This is a genomic window from Pseudomonas sp. B21-009 (genome assembly GCF_024749345.1).
In the GTDB taxonomy this organism is placed as follows: domain Bacteria; phylum Pseudomonadota; class Gammaproteobacteria; order Pseudomonadales; family Pseudomonadaceae; genus Aquipseudomonas.
Genome location: NZ_CP087199.1, coordinates 1,282,503 through 1,300,409, shown reverse-complemented (window position 1 = coordinate 1,300,409; position 17,907 = coordinate 1,282,503). Strand labels below are relative to the sequence as shown.

Here is a 17,907-nt window from a genome sequence, read left to right as displayed (position 1 = left end):
AAAAGTCCCGACCCTTAAACGGCCATCAGGTCCTTTTCTTTCTCTTCGGTGGCCTTGGTGATCTGGGCCTCGGTATCTTTCGTCAGCTTGTCGATATCAGCGATGGCGCGACGTTCTTCGTCTTCGCTGATTTCCTTGTCTTTGACCAGCTTCTTCAGTTCACCCAGAGCATCGCGGCGAATGTTGCGCACAGCCACGCGAGCGTCTTCGGCCGCACTGCGCGCCTGCTTGGTGAAGCCCTTGCGGGTTTCTTCAGTCAGGGCTGGCATGGTGATCAGCAGCAACTCACCCAGGTTGGTCGGGTTGAGGTTCAAACCGGCGCTCTGGATGGCCTTGTCAACGGCAGCGAGCATGTTGCGCTCGAAAGCCACGACCTGCAGGGTGCGCGAATCTTTAACGGTGACGTTGGCGACGCCGCTGATCGGGGTGTCGGTACCGTAGTAAGGCACCATCACGCTTGCCAGGATGCTTGGGTGTGCCTTGCCGGTGCGAATCTGGCCGAACGCATAAGCCAGAGACTCCAGGGATTTCTGCATACGCGCTTGAGCGTCTTTCTTGATTTCGTTGATCATTTTTGAACTTCCTCGATCAGAGTTCCTTCAGCGCCGCCATGCACGATGTTCAGCAGGGCGCCGGGCTTGTTCATGTTGAAGACGCGCAGCGGCATCTTGTGATCGCGGCAAAGGCAGATTGCCGTCAGGTCCATCACGCCCAGCTTGCGATCCAGCACTTCATCGTAGGTCAGATGATCGAACTTCTCGGCATGCGGGTCTTTGAATGGATCTGCAGTGTATACACCATCGACCTTGGTTGCCTTCAATACCACGTCGGCATCGATTTCGATGGCGCGCAGGCAAGCGGCGGAGTCGGTGGTGAAGAACGGGTTGCCGGTACCGGCAGCGAAGATGACCACTTCTTTGGAGTTCAAGTGGCGCATGGCTTTGCGACGATCATAGTGATCGGTAACGCCAACCATGGAGATGGCCGACATGACAATCGCGGTAATGTTGGCGCGCTCAAGCGCATCGCGCATGGCCAGGCCATTCATCACGGTCGCCAGCATGCCCATGTGGTCGCCAGTGACGCGGTCCATGCCGGCTGCACTGAGCGCCGCACCACGGAACAGGTTGCCACCACCGATCACCAAACCTACCTGAACACCGATGCCGACCAACTGGCCGACTTCCAGCGCCATGCGATCCAGGACCTTGGGGTCGATCCCGAACTCTTCCGAGCCCATCAGGGCCTCGCCGCTAAGCTTGAGTAGAATGCGTTTATAGCGAGCTTGATAACCACTGCCCTGCTGAGCCATTGCGAATCTCTCCTGCGGCGTTTGTAAAAAAATCTGGCGGGCTGTTTTCAGCCTGCGCGTAACTCTAGCGTGGCGCAGCTACTGCGCCAGCGAAAGGCGGTCTCGTAAACCGCTCCCGCTTTGACAAAGAGGCTGCGCGCGTGAGCGGGCAGCCTCTTCGGGGCGACAGAGGTGAATCTGTCTTATTGCTTGGCAGCAGCCAGCTGGGCAGCAACTTCTTCAGCGAAGTTGTCGACCGGCTTCTCGATGCCTTCGCCTACTTTGAAGTAGGTGAACGAAACGATTTCAGCACCGGCTTTCTTGGCCAGCTCGCCGACCTTGACTTCCGGGTTCATGACGAAGGCTTGCTCGACCAGCGAAGCTTCGGCCAGGAACTTCTTGATGCGACCGTCGATCATGTTGGCGACGATGTTCTCAGGCTTGCCCTTCATCTTCTCTTCGTTCAGCTGCATGAATACAGCCTTCTCGCGCTCGATTGCTTCAGCGGAGACTTCCGAAGGGTTGAGGAACTCTGGGTTGCTGGCAGCCACGTGCATGGCGATTTCTTTGGCCAGCTGGACGTCGCCGCCCTTCAGGACAACAGCAACACCGATCTTGTTACCGTGCAGGTAGGTACCGACAACGTCACCTTCAACGCGCACCAGGCGACGGATGTTGACGTTCTCACCAACCTTGGCAACCAGCGCTTCACGAGCAGCTTCACGCGAAGCGATCAGCGGAGCGGCGTCGGTCAGTTTTTCAGCGAAAGCCTGTTCAACGCTTTCAGCGACGAAGTTTTTGAAGTCATCTTGCAGGGCCAGGAAGTCGGTCTGCGAGTTCACTTCCAGCAGGACGGCGGACTTGTCGTCGGCCTTGATGGCGATAGCGCCTTCAGCAGCAACGTTGCCAGCCTTTTTGGCGGCCTTGATGGCGCCCGAAGCACGCATGTCGTCGATGGCTTTTTCGATGTCGCCGCCGGCCTTGGTCAGGGCCTTCTTGCAGTCCATCATGCCTTCGCCGGTACGCTCGCGCAGTTCTTTGACCAGCGCTGCAGTAATCTCTGCCATTTCAAAATCCTCTTGGATAGGTTTTCAACCATTCCACCCGATACTGACGGGCGTTCAATTCTGTAAATCCACTTGCCAGCACTCATGCAGTAACAAGGTTGCAACGGCGATGCTGACAGGAGGATTTCAAGGTGGCAAAAAGGGGGCAAAGCCCCCTTTTCGCGTGCCGAGTAGACGCTAAGCGTCAGTTACTCAGGCTTCGGCAGCCGGTGCTGCTGCTTCTTCGGCGTACACTTCGGTACCGCCAGCAACGTTGTTGCGGCCACGGATCACGGCGTCAGCCATCGAACCCATGTACAGCTGGATAGCGCGGATGGCGTCATCGTTACCTGGGATGATGTAGTCAACGCCTTCTGGGCTGGAGTTGGTATCGACAACGCCGATGACCGGGATGCCCAGCTTGTTGGCTTCGGTGATAGCGATGCGCTCGTGGTCAACGTCGATCACGAACAGGGCATCAGGCAGGCCGCCCATGTCCTTGATACCGCCCAGGCTGCGATCCAGTTTTTCCAGATCACGGGAGCGCATCAGGGCTTCTTTCTTGGTCAGCTTGGCGAAAGTGCCGTCTTCGGCCTGGGTTTCCAGGTCGCGCAGACGCTTGATCGAAGCGCGGATGGTCTTGTAGTTGGTCAGCATGCCGCCCAACCAGCGGTGATCGACGTACGGCGAACCGCAACGTGCTGCTTCTTCAGCAACGATCTTGCCAGCGGAACGCTTGGTGCCGACGAACAGAATCTTGTTTTTGCCCTGGGCCAGACGCTCGACGAAAGTCAGTGCGTCGTTGAACATTGGCAGGGTTTTTTCAAGGTTGATGATGTGGATCTTGTTGCGCGCGCCGAAAATGTACTTGCCCATTTTCGGGTTCCAGTAACGGGTTTGGTGACCGAAGTGCACACCGGCCTTCAGCATATCGCGCATGTTGACTTGGGACATGATAGTTCCTTGATAAGTCGGGTTGGGCCTCCACGTATCCCAATGACCAACCCGTGATCCGCAGATCAAAGGCACCCAGGTCATCGTGTCGACACGTGTGTGGGTTTAGTGCTTGCGGAGCTATCCCCGGAAAGCGGCGCATTTTATACCACACAAGCTCGCCGAGCGAAACCCGAATTACCATAGAACGTCACCGGCTTTTGCACACACCGCCCATTAGCGCCAGAATGGCCCCTATATAAAGGCTGTATCAGCGCCATAGCCGCCTGAATCGGGCTTCGCTCTGTTAGAATCCGGCCTTTCCCCAGATTATTCGCGCCTTGCTGCGCCGTAGAGAGCCTGTAATGACCGTTACCATCAAAACCGCCGAAGACATCGAAAAGATGCGCATCGCCGGCCGCCTGGCCGCCGAAGTCCTGGAGATGATCGAAGAGCACGTCAAGCCCGGTGTCACCACCGAGGAGCTCGACCGCCTGTGCCACGACTACATCGTCAACGTCCAGCAGGCTATCCCGGCGCCGCTCAACTACAAAGGCTTCCCCAAGTCGATCTGCACCTCGGTCAACCACGTGGTCTGCCATGGCATCCCCGGTGACAAGCCGCTCAAGGATGGCGACACCCTGAACATCGACGTCACGGTGATCAAGGACGGCTACCACGGCGACACCAGCCGCATGTTCCACGTCGGCAACGTGCCCGTCTGGGCCGAACGCCTCTCGCAGATCACCCAGGAATGCATGTACAAGGCCATCGAGCTGGTCAAGCCGGGCTGCCGCCTGGGCGACATCGGCGAAGTAATCCAGAAGCACGCTGAAAAGAACGGCTTCTCGGTGGTCCGCGAATTCTGCGGCCACGGCATCGGCAAGGTGTTCCACGAAGAGCCGCAGATCCTGCACTACGGCCGCGCCGGCACCGGCATGGAACTGAAAGAAGGCATGACTTTCACCATCGAGCCGATGATCAACCAGGGCAAGGCCGACACCAAGGTGCTGGGCGACGGCTGGACCGCCATCACCAAGGACCGCAAGCTCTCGGCACAATGGGAACACACCCTGGTGGTGACCGCGACCGGTTACGAGATCTTCACCCTGCGCAAAGACGACACCATTCCTCGCACATCGGCCTGATTCTTACAGGAAAGCCTCTCGATGCCCCAGGTGGATCCCGAGCTGTTCGATCGCGGCCAGTTCCAGGCGGAACTGGCCCTCAAGGCAAGCCCCATCGCTGCCTTCAAGAAAGCCATCCGCCAGGCCGGCGAGGTGCTCGACAACCGTTTTCGCAGCGGTCGCGAGATCCGCCGGCTGATCGAGGACCGCGCCTGGTTCGTCGACAATATCCTGCAACAGGCGTGGAACCAGTTTACCTGGAGCGAAGATGCCGATATCGCCCTGATCGCCACCGGCGGTTATGGGCGCGGCGAGCTGCACCCCTATTCCGACATCGACCTGTTGATTCTGCTCGACAGCGCCGATCATGAAGTCTTTCGCGACTCGATCGAACGCTTTCTGACCCTGCTGTGGGACATCGGCCTGGAAGTGGGCCAGAGCGTGCGCTCGGTCGATGAATGCGCAGAACAGGCCCGTGCCGACCTGACGGTTGTCACCAACCTCATGGAAAGCCGCACCATTGCTGGCCCGGAGCACCTGCGCCAGCGCATGCTCGAAGTGACCAGCACCGCGCACATGTGGCCAAGCAAGGAATTCTTCCTGGCCAAGCGGGCCGAGCAAAAGGCCCGGCACCACAAGTACAACGACACCGAGTACAACCTCGAGCCCAACGTCAAGGGCTCGCCGGGCGGGCTGCGCGACATCCAGACGGTGCTGTGGATCGCCCGCCGCCGGTACGGCACCCTCAACCTGCACGCCCTGGCCGGCGAAGGTTTCCTGCTGGAAAGCGAGAACAACCTGCTGGCCTCGTCCCAGGAGTTTCTCTGGAAAGTGCGTTACGCCCTGCACATGCTGGCCGGGCGCGCTGAAGACCGCCTGCTGTTCGACCACCAGCGCAGCATCGCCGCGCTGCTGGGGTTTGGCGACGAGAACCCCAAGCGTGCCATCGAGCAGTTCATGCAGCAGTATTACCGGGTGGTGATGAGCATCGCCGAGCTCAGCGACCTGATCATCCAGCACTTCGAAGAGGTCATCCTCGACGACGACAGTGGCAACGCCCAGCCACTCAATGCCCGCTTCCAGCTGCATGACGGCTATATCGAGGCCGTGCGCACCAACGTATTCAAACGCACGCCGTTCGCCATGCTGGAAATCTTCGTGCTGATGGCCCAGCACCCGGAAATCAAGGGCGTGCGCGCCGACACCATCCGCCTGCTGCGCGAACACCGACACCTGATCGACGACGAGTTTCGTAACGATATCCGCAATACCAGCCTGTTCATCGAGCTGTTCAAGTGCGAGATCGGCATCCACCGCAACCTGCGGCGGATGAACCGCTACGGCATTCTCGGGCGTTACTTGCCGGAGTTCGGTCTGATCGTCGGGCAGATGCAGCACGACTTGTTCCACATCTACACGGTCGATGCGCACACCCTGAACCTGATCAAGCACCTGCGCAAACTGCAGTACACCCCGGTTTCGGAGAAATTCCCGCTGGCCAGCAAGCTCATGGGCCGCCTGCCCAAGCCGGAGCTGATTTACCTCGCCGGGCTCTATCACGACATCGGCAAGGGCCGCCAGGGCGATCATTCCGAGCTCGGCGCGGTAGACGCCCAGGCCTTCTGCGCGCGTCATCAGCTGCCAAGCTGGGACAGCCGCCTGATCGTCTGGCTGGTACAGCATCACCTGGTGATGTCCACCACCGCCCAGCGCAAGGACCTCTCCGACCCGCAGGTGATCTACGATTTTGCCCTGCTGGTGGGCGATGAAACCCGCCTGGACTACCTCTACGTGCTGACCGTGGCCGACATCAACGCCACCAACCCCAGCCTGTGGAACTCCTGGCGCGCCAGCCTGCTGCGCCAGCTCTACACCGAGACCAAGCGCGCCCTGCGCCGCGGCCTGGAGAACCCGCTGGACCGCGAAGAGCAGATCCGCCAGACCCAGAGCGCGGCGCTGGACATCCTCATTCGCGAAGGCACCGACCCGGACGACGTCGAGCAGCTGTGGTCGCAACTGGGCGATGACTACTTCCTGCGCCATACCGCCGCTGACGTCGCCTGGCACAGCGATGCCATCCTCCAGCAGCCGGCCGACGGCGGGCCGCTGGTGCTGATCAAGGAAACCACCCAGCGCGAGTTCGAGGGCGGTACCCAGATCTTCATCTATGCCCCCGACCAGCACGACTTTTTCGCCGTGACCGTGGCGGCCATGGACCAACTCAACCTGAACATCCATGACGCCCGCATCATTACCTCGAGCAGCCAGTTCACCCTCGACACCTATATCGTGCTCGACAACGATGGCGGCTCGATCGGCGACAATCCCGCGCGCGTCAAACAGATTCGCGACGGTCTGACCGACGCCCTGCGTAACCCCGACGACTACCCGACCATCATCCAGCGCCGGGTACCGCGCCAGCTCAAGCACTTCACCTTTGCCCCGCAGGTGACCATCCACAACGATGCCCAGCGCCCGGTGACCATCCTCGAACTCAGCGCCCCCGACCGCCCCGGCCTGCTGGCGCGGATCGGCAAGATCTTCCTGGAGTTCGACCTGTCGCTGCAAAATGCCAAGATTGCCACCCTCGGCGAACGGGTCGAAGACGTGTTCTTCATTACCGACGCCGACAACCAGCCCCTGTCCGACCCGCAACTGTGCAGCCGCCTGCAGGATGCGATCGTCGAGCAACTGCGCGTCGACCAGGCGACCGGGGTGCCTTTGACCCGCCTGACCATTTGACCGTTTGACGAGACCTTGCGCCGATGAACAACGCTTTGAACCAGCTTCAGCCCTACCCGTTCGAGAAACTCCGTGCGCTGCTCGGCAGCGTGACGCCTGCGGCGGACAAACGCGCCATTGCCCTGTCGATCGGTGAACCGAAGCATGAGTCGCCGGCGTTCGTCGCCCAGGCCCTGGCCGACAGCCTCAAGCAAATGGCGGTGTACCCGACCACTGCCGGCCTGCCGGCCCTGCGTCAGGCCATCGTGCGCTGGTGCGAACAGCGCTTTGGCGTACCGGCCGGCTGGCTGGATGCCGACAAACACGTATTGCCGGTCAATGGCACCCGGGAAGCGCTGTTCGCCTTCACCCAGGCGGTGGTCAATCGCGCCGATGACGGCCTGGTGATCAGCCCCAACCCGTTCTACCAGATCTACGAAGGCGCAGCCTTGCTGGCCGGCGCCACCCCGCACTACCTGCCATGCCTGGACAGCAACGGCTTCAACCCGAACTTCGATGCGGTGTCGGCCGAGACCTGGCAGCGCTGCCAGATCCTCTTCCTCTGCTCCCCGGGCAACCCCACCGGCGCCCTGGTGCCGATGGACACCCTGAAAAAACTGATCGCCCTGGCCGACCAGTACGATTTCGTGATTGCCGCCGACGAGTGCTACAGCGAGCTGTACTTCGACGAACAAAGCCCGCCGCCAGGCCTGCTCAGCGCCTGCGTCGAGCTTGGCCGTAGCGACTTCAAGCGTTGCGTGGTGTTCCACAGCCTGTCCAAGCGCTCCAACCTGCCGGGCCTGCGTTCGGGCTTCGTCGCAGGTGATGCCGAGATCATCAAGCCGTTCCTGCTCTATCGCACCTACCACGGCTGCGCCATGCCGGTGCAAACTCAACTGGCGAGCATCGCCGCCTGGAACGACGAACAACACGTACTGGCCAACCGCGACCTGTACCGCGAGAAGTTCGACGCAGTGCTCGAAATCCTCGCCCCGGTGCTGGACGTGCAGCGCCCGGACGGCGGTTTCTACCTGTGGGCCAAGGTGCCAGGCGACGACGCAGCGTTCACCCGCGACCTGTTCGAAGCCCAGCACGTGACCGTAGTGCCGGGTTCGTACCTGTCGCGCGAAGTGGACGGCGTCAACCCAGGTGCCGGGCGCGTGCGCATGGCGCTGGTAGCGCCATTGGCCGAGTGCGTCGAGGCGGCCGGGCGGATTCGAGACTTCCTCACCCGCTGATGGATCGGCGGCATCGGAACAGCCGGTGCCGCCTGCCCTAGAAAAGCCAAACTAAAGCTTTATCTACCACTAGATCCGGCGCCTGACTGGAGACACTTCACGCTCACGAACGAGAAGGACTCCCTCATGAGCGATTTGATCTTTTGCCGTTACCGCCACAACGTCGACCCGCAGCTTTCCTACGAAGCCGCCGTCGCGGAAAACCCTGCCAATGTTCCCAACCATTCCGGGTCGCGCAAAAAACGTGCAATTTATGGTTCCACCCGTCTCTGGCAGCCAGGGCGCATCCTGAAATTTTCGTTTCTGGGCTCGCCCAGCATCGAACTGCAGTTGAAAATTCTCAATACAGGGAGCCAATGGGTGTCGCAGTCTGGCGCCAACCTCGGCATAACCCTGTACCACGACAACTACCTGCAGGCCGATATCAGGATCAAGCTCGACCCCAAGGCCCTGCACAATGAGTCCGCCCTGGGAACTGACGCTCTGCTGATCAAAAAAAACGAAACCATGACCCTGAATGTCCTGCCGGACAGCGAAAATTTCGAGCAGATCGTCCTGCATGAGTTCGGCCATGTCTTTGGCGCGACCCACGAACATCAAAACCCGTTAGCTGACATTCCCTGGAATGAAGACGAACTCATGAAAGTGATGACCAAGCGACCGGGATGGAGCGAGGCCGATGTACGCAGCCAGTTTCTGGAGAAGCGATCTGAAGCGAATACCTTCTTCACAACCTACGACCGCGAGTCGATCATGCACTATCCAATTGAGCAGTGGATGACCCTGGGTGACTGGGAAGTGGGGGCAAACAAGACGTTGAGCGAATATGATCTGGCATTCATGCGCCGAGCCTACCCCCTGGCCGACACACCTACCTGACCTGCCCCAGGTTCGCCTCACTCATATCCAGCTCCCCCAGCACCTGACGCACCACATCATCACCAATCAGGTGCTGGCGATGCAGGTTGTACAGCTCCAGGCGCTGGGCCCGCAGCGCCCGCAATCGCAAGCGCCGCTCCAGCTGGTCCATCTGTTCGGCCAGGGCCTGGGCTTCGGCGCTGTCGTTGAAGGTATCAAGCTGATGCCGGTATTCAGCCATCAAGCGGGCCTTGAGCTCGGCCGCCAGCGCCGCCTGCGAAGCGTCCAGCGGGCTGCCGGCCTCACTCAGGTCCTCTGCCTCAAGGGCATGAATCGCCGCTTCGGCGGTACGTCGCCAGGCCTCCTGGGCTTCCTGACGCAGGGCGTCATCCGGGCTCTTGGTCACCCCGCGCAACAACAGCGGCAGGGCAATACAGGCTGACACCAGCGACAGCAGAATAACCCCGGCGGCGATGAAAATCAGCAAGTCGCGCTCCGGGAAGTCCTTGCCGGCGCTGATCAGCAGCGGCACCGACATGACACCGGCCAGGGTCACCGCCCCGCGCACACCGCCGACCGTCAACAGCCAGCAGGAACGCGCGTTGGGCATCAGCACCAGGTCCTCTTTACCACGCCAGCGGCGGATCACCCCGATCAGGCGCCAGATGCTCTGCACCCAGATAAAGCGCAAGGCCAGCAGTACCGCGAAGATCGCCACCACATCCAGGCAGCGCCACAGCAAGGTCGGCCACAGCGAGGCTTCGTGGCTGGTCACCGCCTTGATGATGTCGGGCAACTGCAGGCCCAACAACAGGAAGATCAAACCATTGAAGGCGAACTCCAGCAGCGACCAGACGCTGCGGTTGAGCAGGCGCGTGCTGGTCTGCCGGGGCAGCAGGTCAAGCCAGCTTTGCATCATCCCAGCCGCTACCGCCGAGAGAATGCCGGAGGCGCCCAGGCGCTCGGCCAGCACGTAGGCGGCAAACGGCAGCAGCAACATGAACACCACGTGGGTGGCCGGGTCATCCCAGCCACGGGCGATCATCCAGGCACGCAGGCGCCCGACCAGCCAGCTCAGGGCGACACCGATGGCCAGGCCGCCGACAGCCACCAGCACGAAGGTCAGGCTGGCCTCGGTCAGCGAGAACACGCCGGTGATTGCCGCGGCCAGGGCGAATTTGAAGGTCACCAGGCCCGAGGCGTCGTTCATCAGCGCCTCGCCCTGGAGCATGTGCATCAACGGCGTCGGCAGCCGGTCCTGGGAAATGGCCGACACCGCCACGGCGTCGGTGGGCGACAGAACCGCAGCCAGGGCGAAGGCCACCGGCAAGGGAATGCTCGGCAAAATCCAGTGAATGAAATAACCGGCACCCACCACGGTAAACAGCACCAGGCCAACGGCCAGGGTCAGGATCGGCCCGCGCAACTTCCACAGATCGCGCTTGGGCATCCGCCAGCCATCGGAAAACAGCAGCGGCGGCAAAAACAAGAACAGAAACAATTCTGGGTCCAGGGCCACGTGCAGGCCCAGGGTAGGCCACGCCAGCAAGGCGCCAGCGCCGATCTGCACCAGTGGCAACGGCAGCGGGATAACCCGCCCGACCAGTTTGGAAACACTCACCAGCATCAGCAGGATGAGAACGGTGTAGGCTGATTGCATTCGGCGAGTCCTGTTCAATTCAAACGCATTCAATAACTTATGCGGGCCTGGGCACGGTTTTGCCATTGAAACGACATATTAGCCGCTTAGGCTGCCGGCGCACCGCTGCACAAAAGTCGCAGAACTGCCCAGAACCTGTAACACAATGCTACAAAGAGCCATGGCAACGCCAACCCAACGCCGCCGACCATGGCATAATCCTTCACCATTTTTTCCCAGGGGGGCAAGACATGACCAAACGCGACACGCCATTGCACCTTTATGGAATCAAGGCCTGTGACACCATGAAGAAAGCCCGCACCTGGCTCGAAGAGCAGGGCCTGGGCTACGATTTCCACGACTACAAGGCCCAGGGCATCGACCGTGCAAGCCTTGAGCGCTGGTGCGATGAACATGGCTGGCAAACGGTACTCAACCGCGCCGGCACCACCTTCCGCAAGCTCGACGACGCCCAGAAGGCCGATCTCGACCAGGCCAAGGCCATCGAACTGATGCTGGCCCAGCCGTCGATGATCAAGCGCCCTGTGCTCGACCTCGGCAAGCGGACCCTGGTCGGCTTCAAGCCTGATTTGTACGCGGCCGCCCTTCAGTAACCCGGCGCCGAGCTTTCATTCAATTTCGCAAGAGGTAACTGCATGTCCACTACCCTGTTCAGCCTGGCCTTCGGTGTCGGCACCCAGAACCGTCAAGGCGCCTGGCTGGAAGTCTTTTACGCCCAACCGCTGATCAACCCGGCTGCCGAGCTGGTCGCGGCCATCGCCCCGGTCCTGGGCTATGAAGGCGGCAACCAGGCGATCGCCTTCAGCACCAGCCAGGCCGCGCAGCTGGCCGAAGCCCTCAAGGGTGTCGATGCTGCCCAGGCCGCACTGCTGACCCGCCTGGCCGAAAGCAACAAGCCGCTGGTGGTCACCCTGCTGGCCGAAGACGCCGCACTGACTTCAACCCCGGAAGCCTACCTGAAGCTGCACCTGCTCTCGCACCGCCTGGTCAAGCCACATGGCCTGAACCTGGCCGGGATCTTCCCGCTGCTGCCAAACGTTGCCTGGACCAGCCAGGGCGCCGTCGACCTGGCCGAGCTTGCCGAGCAGCAACTGGAAGCGCGCCTGAAGGGCGAGCTGCTGGAAGTATTCTCGGTAGACAAGTTCCCGAAAATGACCGACTACGTCGTCCCTGCCGGCGTGCGTATCGCCGATAGCGCCCGTGTGCGCCTGGGTGCCTACATCGGCGAAGGCACCACGATCATGCACGAAGGCTTCGTCAACTTTAACGCCGGCACCGAAGGCCCGGGCATGATCGAAGGCCGTGTTTCCGCGGGCGTCTTCGTCGGCAAGGGTTCGGACCTGGGCGGCGGCTGCTCGACCATGGGCACCCTGTCCGGTGGCGGCAACATCGTCATCAAGGTTGGCGAAGGCTGCCTGATCGGCGCCAACGCCGGTATCGGCATTCCGCTGGGCGATCGCAACACCGTCGAAGCCGGCCTGTACATCACCGCTGGCACCAAGGTGAACCTGCTGGACGAGAACAACCAGCTGGTCAAGGTGGTCAAAGCCCGCGACCTGGCCGGGCAGACCGACCTGCTGTTCCGCCGCAACTCGCTCAACGGCGCAGTGGAGTGCAAGACCCACAAGTCGGCCATCGAGCTGAACGAAGCGCTGCACGCCCACAACTAAGTGGTACCATCGGGTCTGGCCTAACGCCAGGCCCGATTTTCAGGTCCGATCATCATGTTCCAGCCCTCCCCCTGGCGCGCTGACTTCCCAGCCATCGACGCCCTGCAGCGGCAACACCAGACCTACCTGGACAGCGCCGCTACCACGCAAAAACCGCAACTCCTGCTCGATGCCCTGAGCCACTATTACGGCCACGGTGCTGCCAATGTGCACCGTGCCCAACACCTGCCCGGCGCCCTGGCTACCCAGGCCTTCGAACGCAGCCGCGACAAGGTCGCCGGCTGGCTGAACGCCGCCGACAGCCAGCAGATTGTCTTCACCCACGGCGCCACCTCGGCCCTGAACCTGCTCGCCTACGGGCTTGAGCCGCTGTTCGAGGCCGGTGACGAAATTGCCATCAGCGCCCTCGAACACCATGCCAACCTGCTGCCCTGGCAACAGCTGGCCCAGCGTCGCGGGCTCAAGCTGGTGGTGCTGCCACTGGACAACCGCGGCCTGATCGATCTGAACATTGCCCTGCAACTGATTGGCCCGCGTACCCGGGTGCTGGCGGTCAGCCAGTTGTCCAATGTCCTCGGCGCCTGGCAGCCGCTGGAGCCGCTGCTGGCCCATGCCCAGGCCCAAGGTGCGCTAACCGTGGTCGACGGTGCCCAGGGCGTGGCCCACGGCCGTCACGACGTTCGCCAGCTGGGCTGCGATTTCTACGTGTTCTCCAGCCACAAGCTCTATGGCCCGGACGGTGTCGGTGTGCTCTACGGCCGCAGTGAAGCCCTGGCGCGCCTGCGACACTGGCAGTTCGGCGGCGAGATGGTCCAGGTCGCCGACTACCACAGCGCCAGCTTTCGCCCGGCGCCCCTGGGTTTTGAAGCCGGTACGCCGCCGATTGCCAGCGTCATCGGCCTCGGGGCCAGCCTCGATTACCTGGCCGGCCTGGATGCCAATGCTGTTGCCGAGCATGAAGCCGGCCTGCACCGCCACCTGCTGCGTGGCCTCAACGACCGCGAAGGCATCCGCCTGCTCGGTCAACCGCAAGTGGCCCTGGCCAGTTTCGTGGTCGAGGGTGTGCACAACGCTGACCTGGCCCATATGCTCACCGAACAGGGCATCGCCGTACGCGCCGGCCATCACTGCGCCATGCCGTTGCTGAAAAGCCTCGGCCTGGACGGTGCCATCCGCGTATCGCTGGGCTTGTACAACGACTCCGACGACCTGCAGCGCTTCTTCGACGCTCTGGATCAGGCCCTGGAGCTGCTGCGATGAGCCTGCCTGTCGCTGCGCAGCAAGCCCTCGATTCGTTCGAACAAGCAGCCGGCTGGGAACAACGCGCGCGCCTGCTGATGCAATGGGGCGAGCACCTGGTGCCCTTGAGCGAAGAAGAAAAGTCCGAAGCCAACCGAGTCCATGGCTGCGAAAGCCAGGTCTGGCTGGTGGCGGCACAGCAAGATGGTCAGTGGCGCTTCAAAGGCGCCAGCGATGCACGGATCATCCGCGGTTTGCTGGCGCTGCTGCTGGTGCGGGTCGAGGGCCTGTCCAGCGCTGAGCTTGCGCAACTGGACCTGCCCGCCTGGTTCAACCAGCTAGGCCTGGGCCGCCAGCTCTCACCCTCGCGCAGCAACGGCCTGAACGCCGTGCTGCAACGCATGGCTCAGCTTGCCGCAGGTGTCTGAGCCTGGCGCTCGGACGGGCGCCGAGCGCCGGCCACAAGCTTTTCCACCGCTTTGCTGGCGGCGACCATGCCGAAGGTCGCGGTGACCATCATCACCGCGCCGAAGCCGCCTGAGCAGTCCAGCTTCACCCCTTCGCCAACAAAACTCTTCTGCAGACAGACGCTGCCGTCACCCTTGGGGTAGCGCAGCTGTTCGGTGGAAAACACACAGGGCACGCTGTAGTTGCGGGTTACCGTGCGGGAAAAGCCGTAGTCGCGGCGCAAGGTCGAACGCACCCGCGAGGCCAGCGGATCGTTGAAGGTCTTGTTCAGGTCGGCGACGCGGATCTGGGTTGGATCGATCTGCCCGCCGGCGCCTCCGGTGCTGATGATGGTGACTTTGTGGCGCTTGCACCAGCCGATCAGCGCGGCCTTGGCCATGACGCTGTCGATGCAGTCAATCACACAGTCGATGTGTTCGCCGATGTACTCGGGCAGGGTTTCCTTGGTGACGAAATCCACCACCGCATGCACCTTGCACGCCGGGTTGATGGCCCGCAGGCGCTCGGCCATGACCTCGGCCTTGGCCCGGCCGATATTGCCTTCCTGGGCATGCAGCTGGCGGTTGGTATTACTGACGCAGACATCATCGAGGTCGAACAGCGAAATTTCGCCCACGCCGCTGCGGGCCATGGCTTCGGCCGCCCAGGAGCCGACCCCGCCAATACCGACGATAGCCACATGGGCCTCGCGCAGGCGCTGCAGGCCGTTGTCACCGTATAACCGGGCGACACCGGCAAAGCGTGGATCTTCTGTACTCATGGCCCAACCCCGAAAAAACCGGCGCGTATTATAGGCCTCTTGAGGTGCGATGACACCCTGCCGTGGCCGCCACCCGAGTCATGCATTGGTCAAGGCAGTTGTAATCCTGCTTTAATGTCCTATGCAATCCAAAGACTTGGACGACAAAAGTACGGGCTAAGAACTTCAGCTCCTGAAGCCAATCCAATCTTCTGCCACCGACCTGTTCTTACACAATCTGAGCAGGAAGCACGCAGGATTCGCGCCTCATGGCGCCCGCCCGTTCCACCTTTCGGAACCCGAACTATCTATGTCATCGCGTAAATTTGGTATCAACCTGGTAATAGTCATGGCTATCGCCGCGCTATTCACCGGGTTCTGGGCGCTGATCAACCGCCCGGTTTCCGCCCCCAACTGGCCGGAGCAGATTTCCGGTTTCTCCTATTCGCCGTTCCGCCAGGGCGAAAGCCCGCAAAAGGGCCAGTACCCCAGCGAGGACGAACTGCGCCAGGACCTCGAACAGCTCAGCAAGCTGACCGACAGCATCCGCATCTATACGGTGGAAGGTACCCAGGCCGAGATTCCGCGCCTGGCCGAAGAGTTCGGCCTGCGCGTGACCCTGGGGGTGTGGATCAGCCCGGACCTTGAGCGCAACGAACGGGAAATCGACAAAGCCATCGAACTGGCCAACAGCTCGCGCAGCGTGGTGCGGGTGATGGTCGGCAACGAAGCGCTGTTTCGCAAGGAAATCACCCCCGAAGCACTGATCCAGTACATGGACCGCGTGCGCGCGGCAGTAAAAGTCCCGGTGACCACCAGTGAACAGTGGCACATCTGGAAAGACCACCCGGAGCTGGCCAAGCATGCCGACCTGATAGCTGCGCACATCCTGCCGTACTGGGAGTTCATCCCGATGAAGGATGCCGGCCAGTTCGTACTGGATCGTGCCCGCGATCTGAAGCAGCAATTCCCACGCAAACCGCTGCTGTTGTCTGAAGTCGGTTGGCCGAGCAACGGCCGCATGCGCGGCGGTGCCGATGCCACCCCGGCTGACCAGGCCATCTACCTGCGCACCCTGGTCAACAAACTCAACCGCCAGGGCTACAACTACTTTGTCATCGAAGCCTACGACCAGCCGTGGAAGGCCAGCGACGAAGGCTCGGTGGGTGCCTACTGGGGCGTGTTCAACGCTGCCCGCCAGCAGAAATTCAACTTCGAAGGCCCGGTGGTGGCCATTCCGCAATGGCGTGTGCTGGCGGTCGGCTCGGTGGTATTGGCGATGCTTTCGCTGACCCTGCTGCTGATCGACGGCTCGGCCCTGCGCCAGCGCGGGCGCACCTTCCTGACCTTCATCGCCTTCCTCTGCGGTTCGGTGCTGGTGTGGATCGGCTACGACTACAGCCAGCAATACAGCACCTGGTTCAGCCTCACCGTGGGCTTTTTGCTCGCCCTCGGCGCCCTTGGCGTGTTTATCGTGCTGCTCACCGAGGCCCATGAACTGGCCGAAGCGGTGTGGATTCACAAGCGCCGCCGGGAGTTCCTGCCGGTGCAGGCCGACGCCGCGTACCGACCAAAAGTCTCGGTGCATGTGCCGTGCTACAACGAGCCGCCAGAGATGGTCAAACAGACCCTCAACGCCCTGGCCGCGCTGGACTACCCCGACTACGAAGTCCTGATCATCGACAACAACACCAAGGACCCGGCGGTCTGGGAGCCGATCAAGGCGCACTGCGAGATGCTCGGCGAGCGCTTCAAGTTCTTCCACGTCGCGCCCCTGGCGGGCTTCAAGGGCGGCGCGCTGAACTACCTGATTCCGCATACCGCCAAGGACGCCGAAGTGATCGCGGTGATCGACTCGGACTACTGTGTCGACCGCAACTGGCTCAAGCACATGGTGCCGCACTTCGCCGATCCGAAGATCGCCGTGGTGCAATCGCCCCAGGACTACCGCGACCAGAACGAAAGCACCTTCAAGAAGCTCTGCTACAGCGAATACAAAGGCTTCTTCCATATCGGCATGGTCACCCGCAACGACCGTGACGCGATCATCCAGCACGGCACCATGACCATGACCCGCCGTTCGGTACTCGAAGAGCTGGGCTGGGCCGACTGGTGCATTTGCGAAGACGCCGAACTGGGCCTGCGGGTGTTCGAGAAAGGCTACTCGGCGGCGTATTCCCACGAGAGCTATGGCAAAGGCCTGATGCCCGACACCTTCATCGACTTCAAGAAGCAGCGCTTTCGCTGGGCCTATGGCGCCATCCAGATCATCAAGCGCCATGCCGCAAGCCTGTTGCGCGGCAAGGACTCGGAACTGACCCGTGGCCAGCGCTACCACTTCCTCGCCGGCTGGCTGCCGTGGATCGCCGATGGCATGAACATCTTCTTCACCGTCGGCGCCCTGCTGTGGTCGGCGGCGATGATCATCGTGCCGCAGCGGGTCGACCCGCCGCTGCTGATCTTCGCGATTCCGCCGCTGGCGTTGTTCGTGTTCAAGGTCGGCAAGATCGTGTTCCTCTACCGCCGCGCGGTGGGCGTGAACCTCAAGGACGCCTTCGCCGCGGCCCTGGCGGGCCTTGCGCTGTCGCACACCATCGCCAAGGCGGTGCTGTACGGCTTCTTCACCAGCAGCATCCCGTTCTTCCGCACGCCTAAGAACGCCGACAGCCATGGCTTGCTGGTGGCGCTGTCAGAGGCCCGTGAAGAGCTGTTCATCATGTTGCTGCTGTGGGGCGCAGCAGCCGGGATCTACCTGGTCCAGGGCCTGCCGAGCAACGACATGCGCTTCTGGGTGACCATGCTGCTGGTGCAGTCGCTGCCCTACCTGGCGGCGCTGATCATGGCCATGCTGTCGTCACTGCCCAAGCCTGTGGATGCCGCGCAGCCGGCCCAGGCTTCCTGAGCCTTGAGATAACCT

The 17,907-nt window shown here is 61.7% G+C and carries 15 protein-coding genes; 9 read left to right on the top strand and 6 right to left on the bottom strand.

Annotated elements, in window-relative coordinates; all coding sequences use genetic code 11:
• Positions 1-14: 14 nt before the first annotated feature.
• The 4 genes from frr to rpsB all read right to left on the bottom strand — a co-directional run bounded on the left by frr (position 15) and on the right by rpsB (position 3,291).
• Positions 15-572 (bottom strand): ribosome recycling factor, encoded by a 558-nt coding sequence (gene frr / locus LOY34_RS05880; protein ID WP_045193626.1) that lies wholly within the window; start codon positions 570-572, stop codon positions 15-17.
• Positions 569-1,312 (bottom strand): UMP kinase, encoded by a 744-nt coding sequence (gene pyrH, locus LOY34_RS05875; RefSeq protein WP_010224848.1) that lies wholly within the window; start codon positions 1,310-1,312, stop codon positions 569-571. Before pyrH ends, frr begins: the two co-directional genes overlap by 4 nt.
• Before the next feature lie 182 nt (positions 1,313-1,494).
• A complete protein-coding gene (gene tsf / locus LOY34_RS05870; RefSeq protein WP_045193627.1) occupies positions 1,495-2,358 on the bottom strand; it encodes a translation elongation factor Ts in 864 nt (287 codons plus the stop codon).
• 192 nt (positions 2,359-2,550) lie between these two features.
• Positions 2,551-3,291 carry a 30S ribosomal protein S2 gene (rpsB, locus tag LOY34_RS05865; RefSeq protein ID WP_045193628.1) on the bottom strand — a complete coding sequence of 247 codons (741 nt, stop codon included), beginning with the start codon at positions 3,289-3,291 and terminating at the stop codon, positions 2,551-2,553.
• Between the two features lie 344 nt (positions 3,292-3,635).
• On the opposite strand from rpsB, the gene map reads away from it, so the two are divergent.
• The 4 genes from map to LOY34_RS05845 all read left to right on the top strand — a co-directional run bounded on the left by map (position 3,636) and on the right by LOY34_RS05845 (position 9,235).
• Positions 3,636-4,418 carry a type I methionyl aminopeptidase gene (gene map, locus LOY34_RS05860; RefSeq protein ID WP_093386675.1) on the top strand — a complete coding sequence of 261 codons (783 nt, stop codon included), beginning with the start codon at positions 3,636-3,638 and terminating at the stop codon, positions 4,416-4,418.
• A 21-nt stretch (positions 4,419-4,439) separates the two neighbouring features.
• The gene (locus tag LOY34_RS05855) at positions 4,440-7,139 is read left to right on the top strand and encodes a [protein-PII] uridylyltransferase (protein ID WP_195885824.1); all 2,700 of its coding nucleotides are present in this window, start codon (positions 4,440-4,442) and stop codon (positions 7,137-7,139) included.
• 23 nt (positions 7,140-7,162) lie between these two features.
• A complete protein-coding gene (dapC, locus tag LOY34_RS05850; protein ID WP_195885823.1) occupies positions 7,163-8,356 on the top strand; it encodes a succinyldiaminopimelate transaminase in 1,194 nt (397 codons plus the stop codon).
• Positions 8,357-8,482: 126 nt separating this feature from the next.
• Positions 8,483-9,235 (top strand): M12 family metallopeptidase, encoded by a 753-nt coding sequence (locus LOY34_RS05845; RefSeq protein WP_195885822.1) that lies wholly within the window; start codon positions 8,483-8,485, stop codon positions 9,233-9,235.
• Here LOY34_RS05845 and LOY34_RS05840 read toward each other — a convergent pair.
• Complete coding sequence (locus LOY34_RS05840) at positions 9,228-10,874, bottom strand: Na+/H+ antiporter (protein ID WP_195885821.1); 1,647 nt, start codon at positions 10,872-10,874, stop codon at positions 9,228-9,230. The two genes, LOY34_RS05845 and LOY34_RS05840, sit on opposite strands and share 8 nt — an antisense overlap.
• A gap of 230 nt (positions 10,875-11,104) precedes the next feature.
• Between LOY34_RS05840 and LOY34_RS05835 the strand changes: the two genes are divergently transcribed.
• From LOY34_RS05835 to LOY34_RS05820, 4 genes are read left to right on the top strand one after another with little or no spacing between them, the layout of a single operon-like run.
• On the top strand, positions 11,105-11,467 hold the full coding sequence (locus LOY34_RS05835; RefSeq protein ID WP_093386686.1) for an ArsC family reductase: 363 nt from the start codon (positions 11,105-11,107) through the stop codon (positions 11,465-11,467).
• A gap of 42 nt (positions 11,468-11,509) precedes the next feature.
• The gene (gene dapD / locus LOY34_RS05830) at positions 11,510-12,544 is read left to right on the top strand and encodes a 2,3,4,5-tetrahydropyridine-2,6-dicarboxylate N-succinyltransferase (RefSeq protein ID WP_045193637.1); all 1,035 of its coding nucleotides are present in this window, start codon (positions 11,510-11,512) and stop codon (positions 12,542-12,544) included.
• 54 nt (positions 12,545-12,598) lie between these two features.
• Positions 12,599-13,804: an aminotransferase class V-fold PLP-dependent enzyme gene (locus tag LOY34_RS05825; RefSeq protein WP_195885820.1), complete on the top strand. Its 1,206-nt coding sequence runs from the start codon at positions 12,599-12,601 to the stop codon at positions 13,802-13,804.
• Positions 13,801-14,211, top strand: a complete 411-nt coding sequence (locus LOY34_RS05820) for a SufE family protein (RefSeq protein WP_195885819.1) — start codon at positions 13,801-13,803, stop codon at positions 14,209-14,211. Before LOY34_RS05825 ends, LOY34_RS05820 begins: the two co-directional genes overlap by 4 nt.
• Here the strand turns inward: LOY34_RS05820 and tcdA are convergent.
• Complete coding sequence (gene tcdA / locus LOY34_RS05815) at positions 14,190-15,011, bottom strand: tRNA cyclic N6-threonylcarbamoyladenosine(37) synthase TcdA (RefSeq protein ID WP_045193641.1); 822 nt, start codon at positions 15,009-15,011, stop codon at positions 14,190-14,192. The genes LOY34_RS05820 and tcdA overlap by 22 nt on opposite strands.
• 289 nt (positions 15,012-15,300) lie before the next feature.
• On the opposite strand from tcdA, the gene LOY34_RS05810 reads away from it, so the two are divergent.
• Positions 15,301-17,892, top strand: coding sequence for a glycosyltransferase (locus LOY34_RS05810; protein ID WP_258664367.1), 2,592 nt, complete (start codon positions 15,301-15,303; stop codon positions 17,890-17,892).
• Positions 17,893-17,907: the final 15 nt, after the last annotated feature.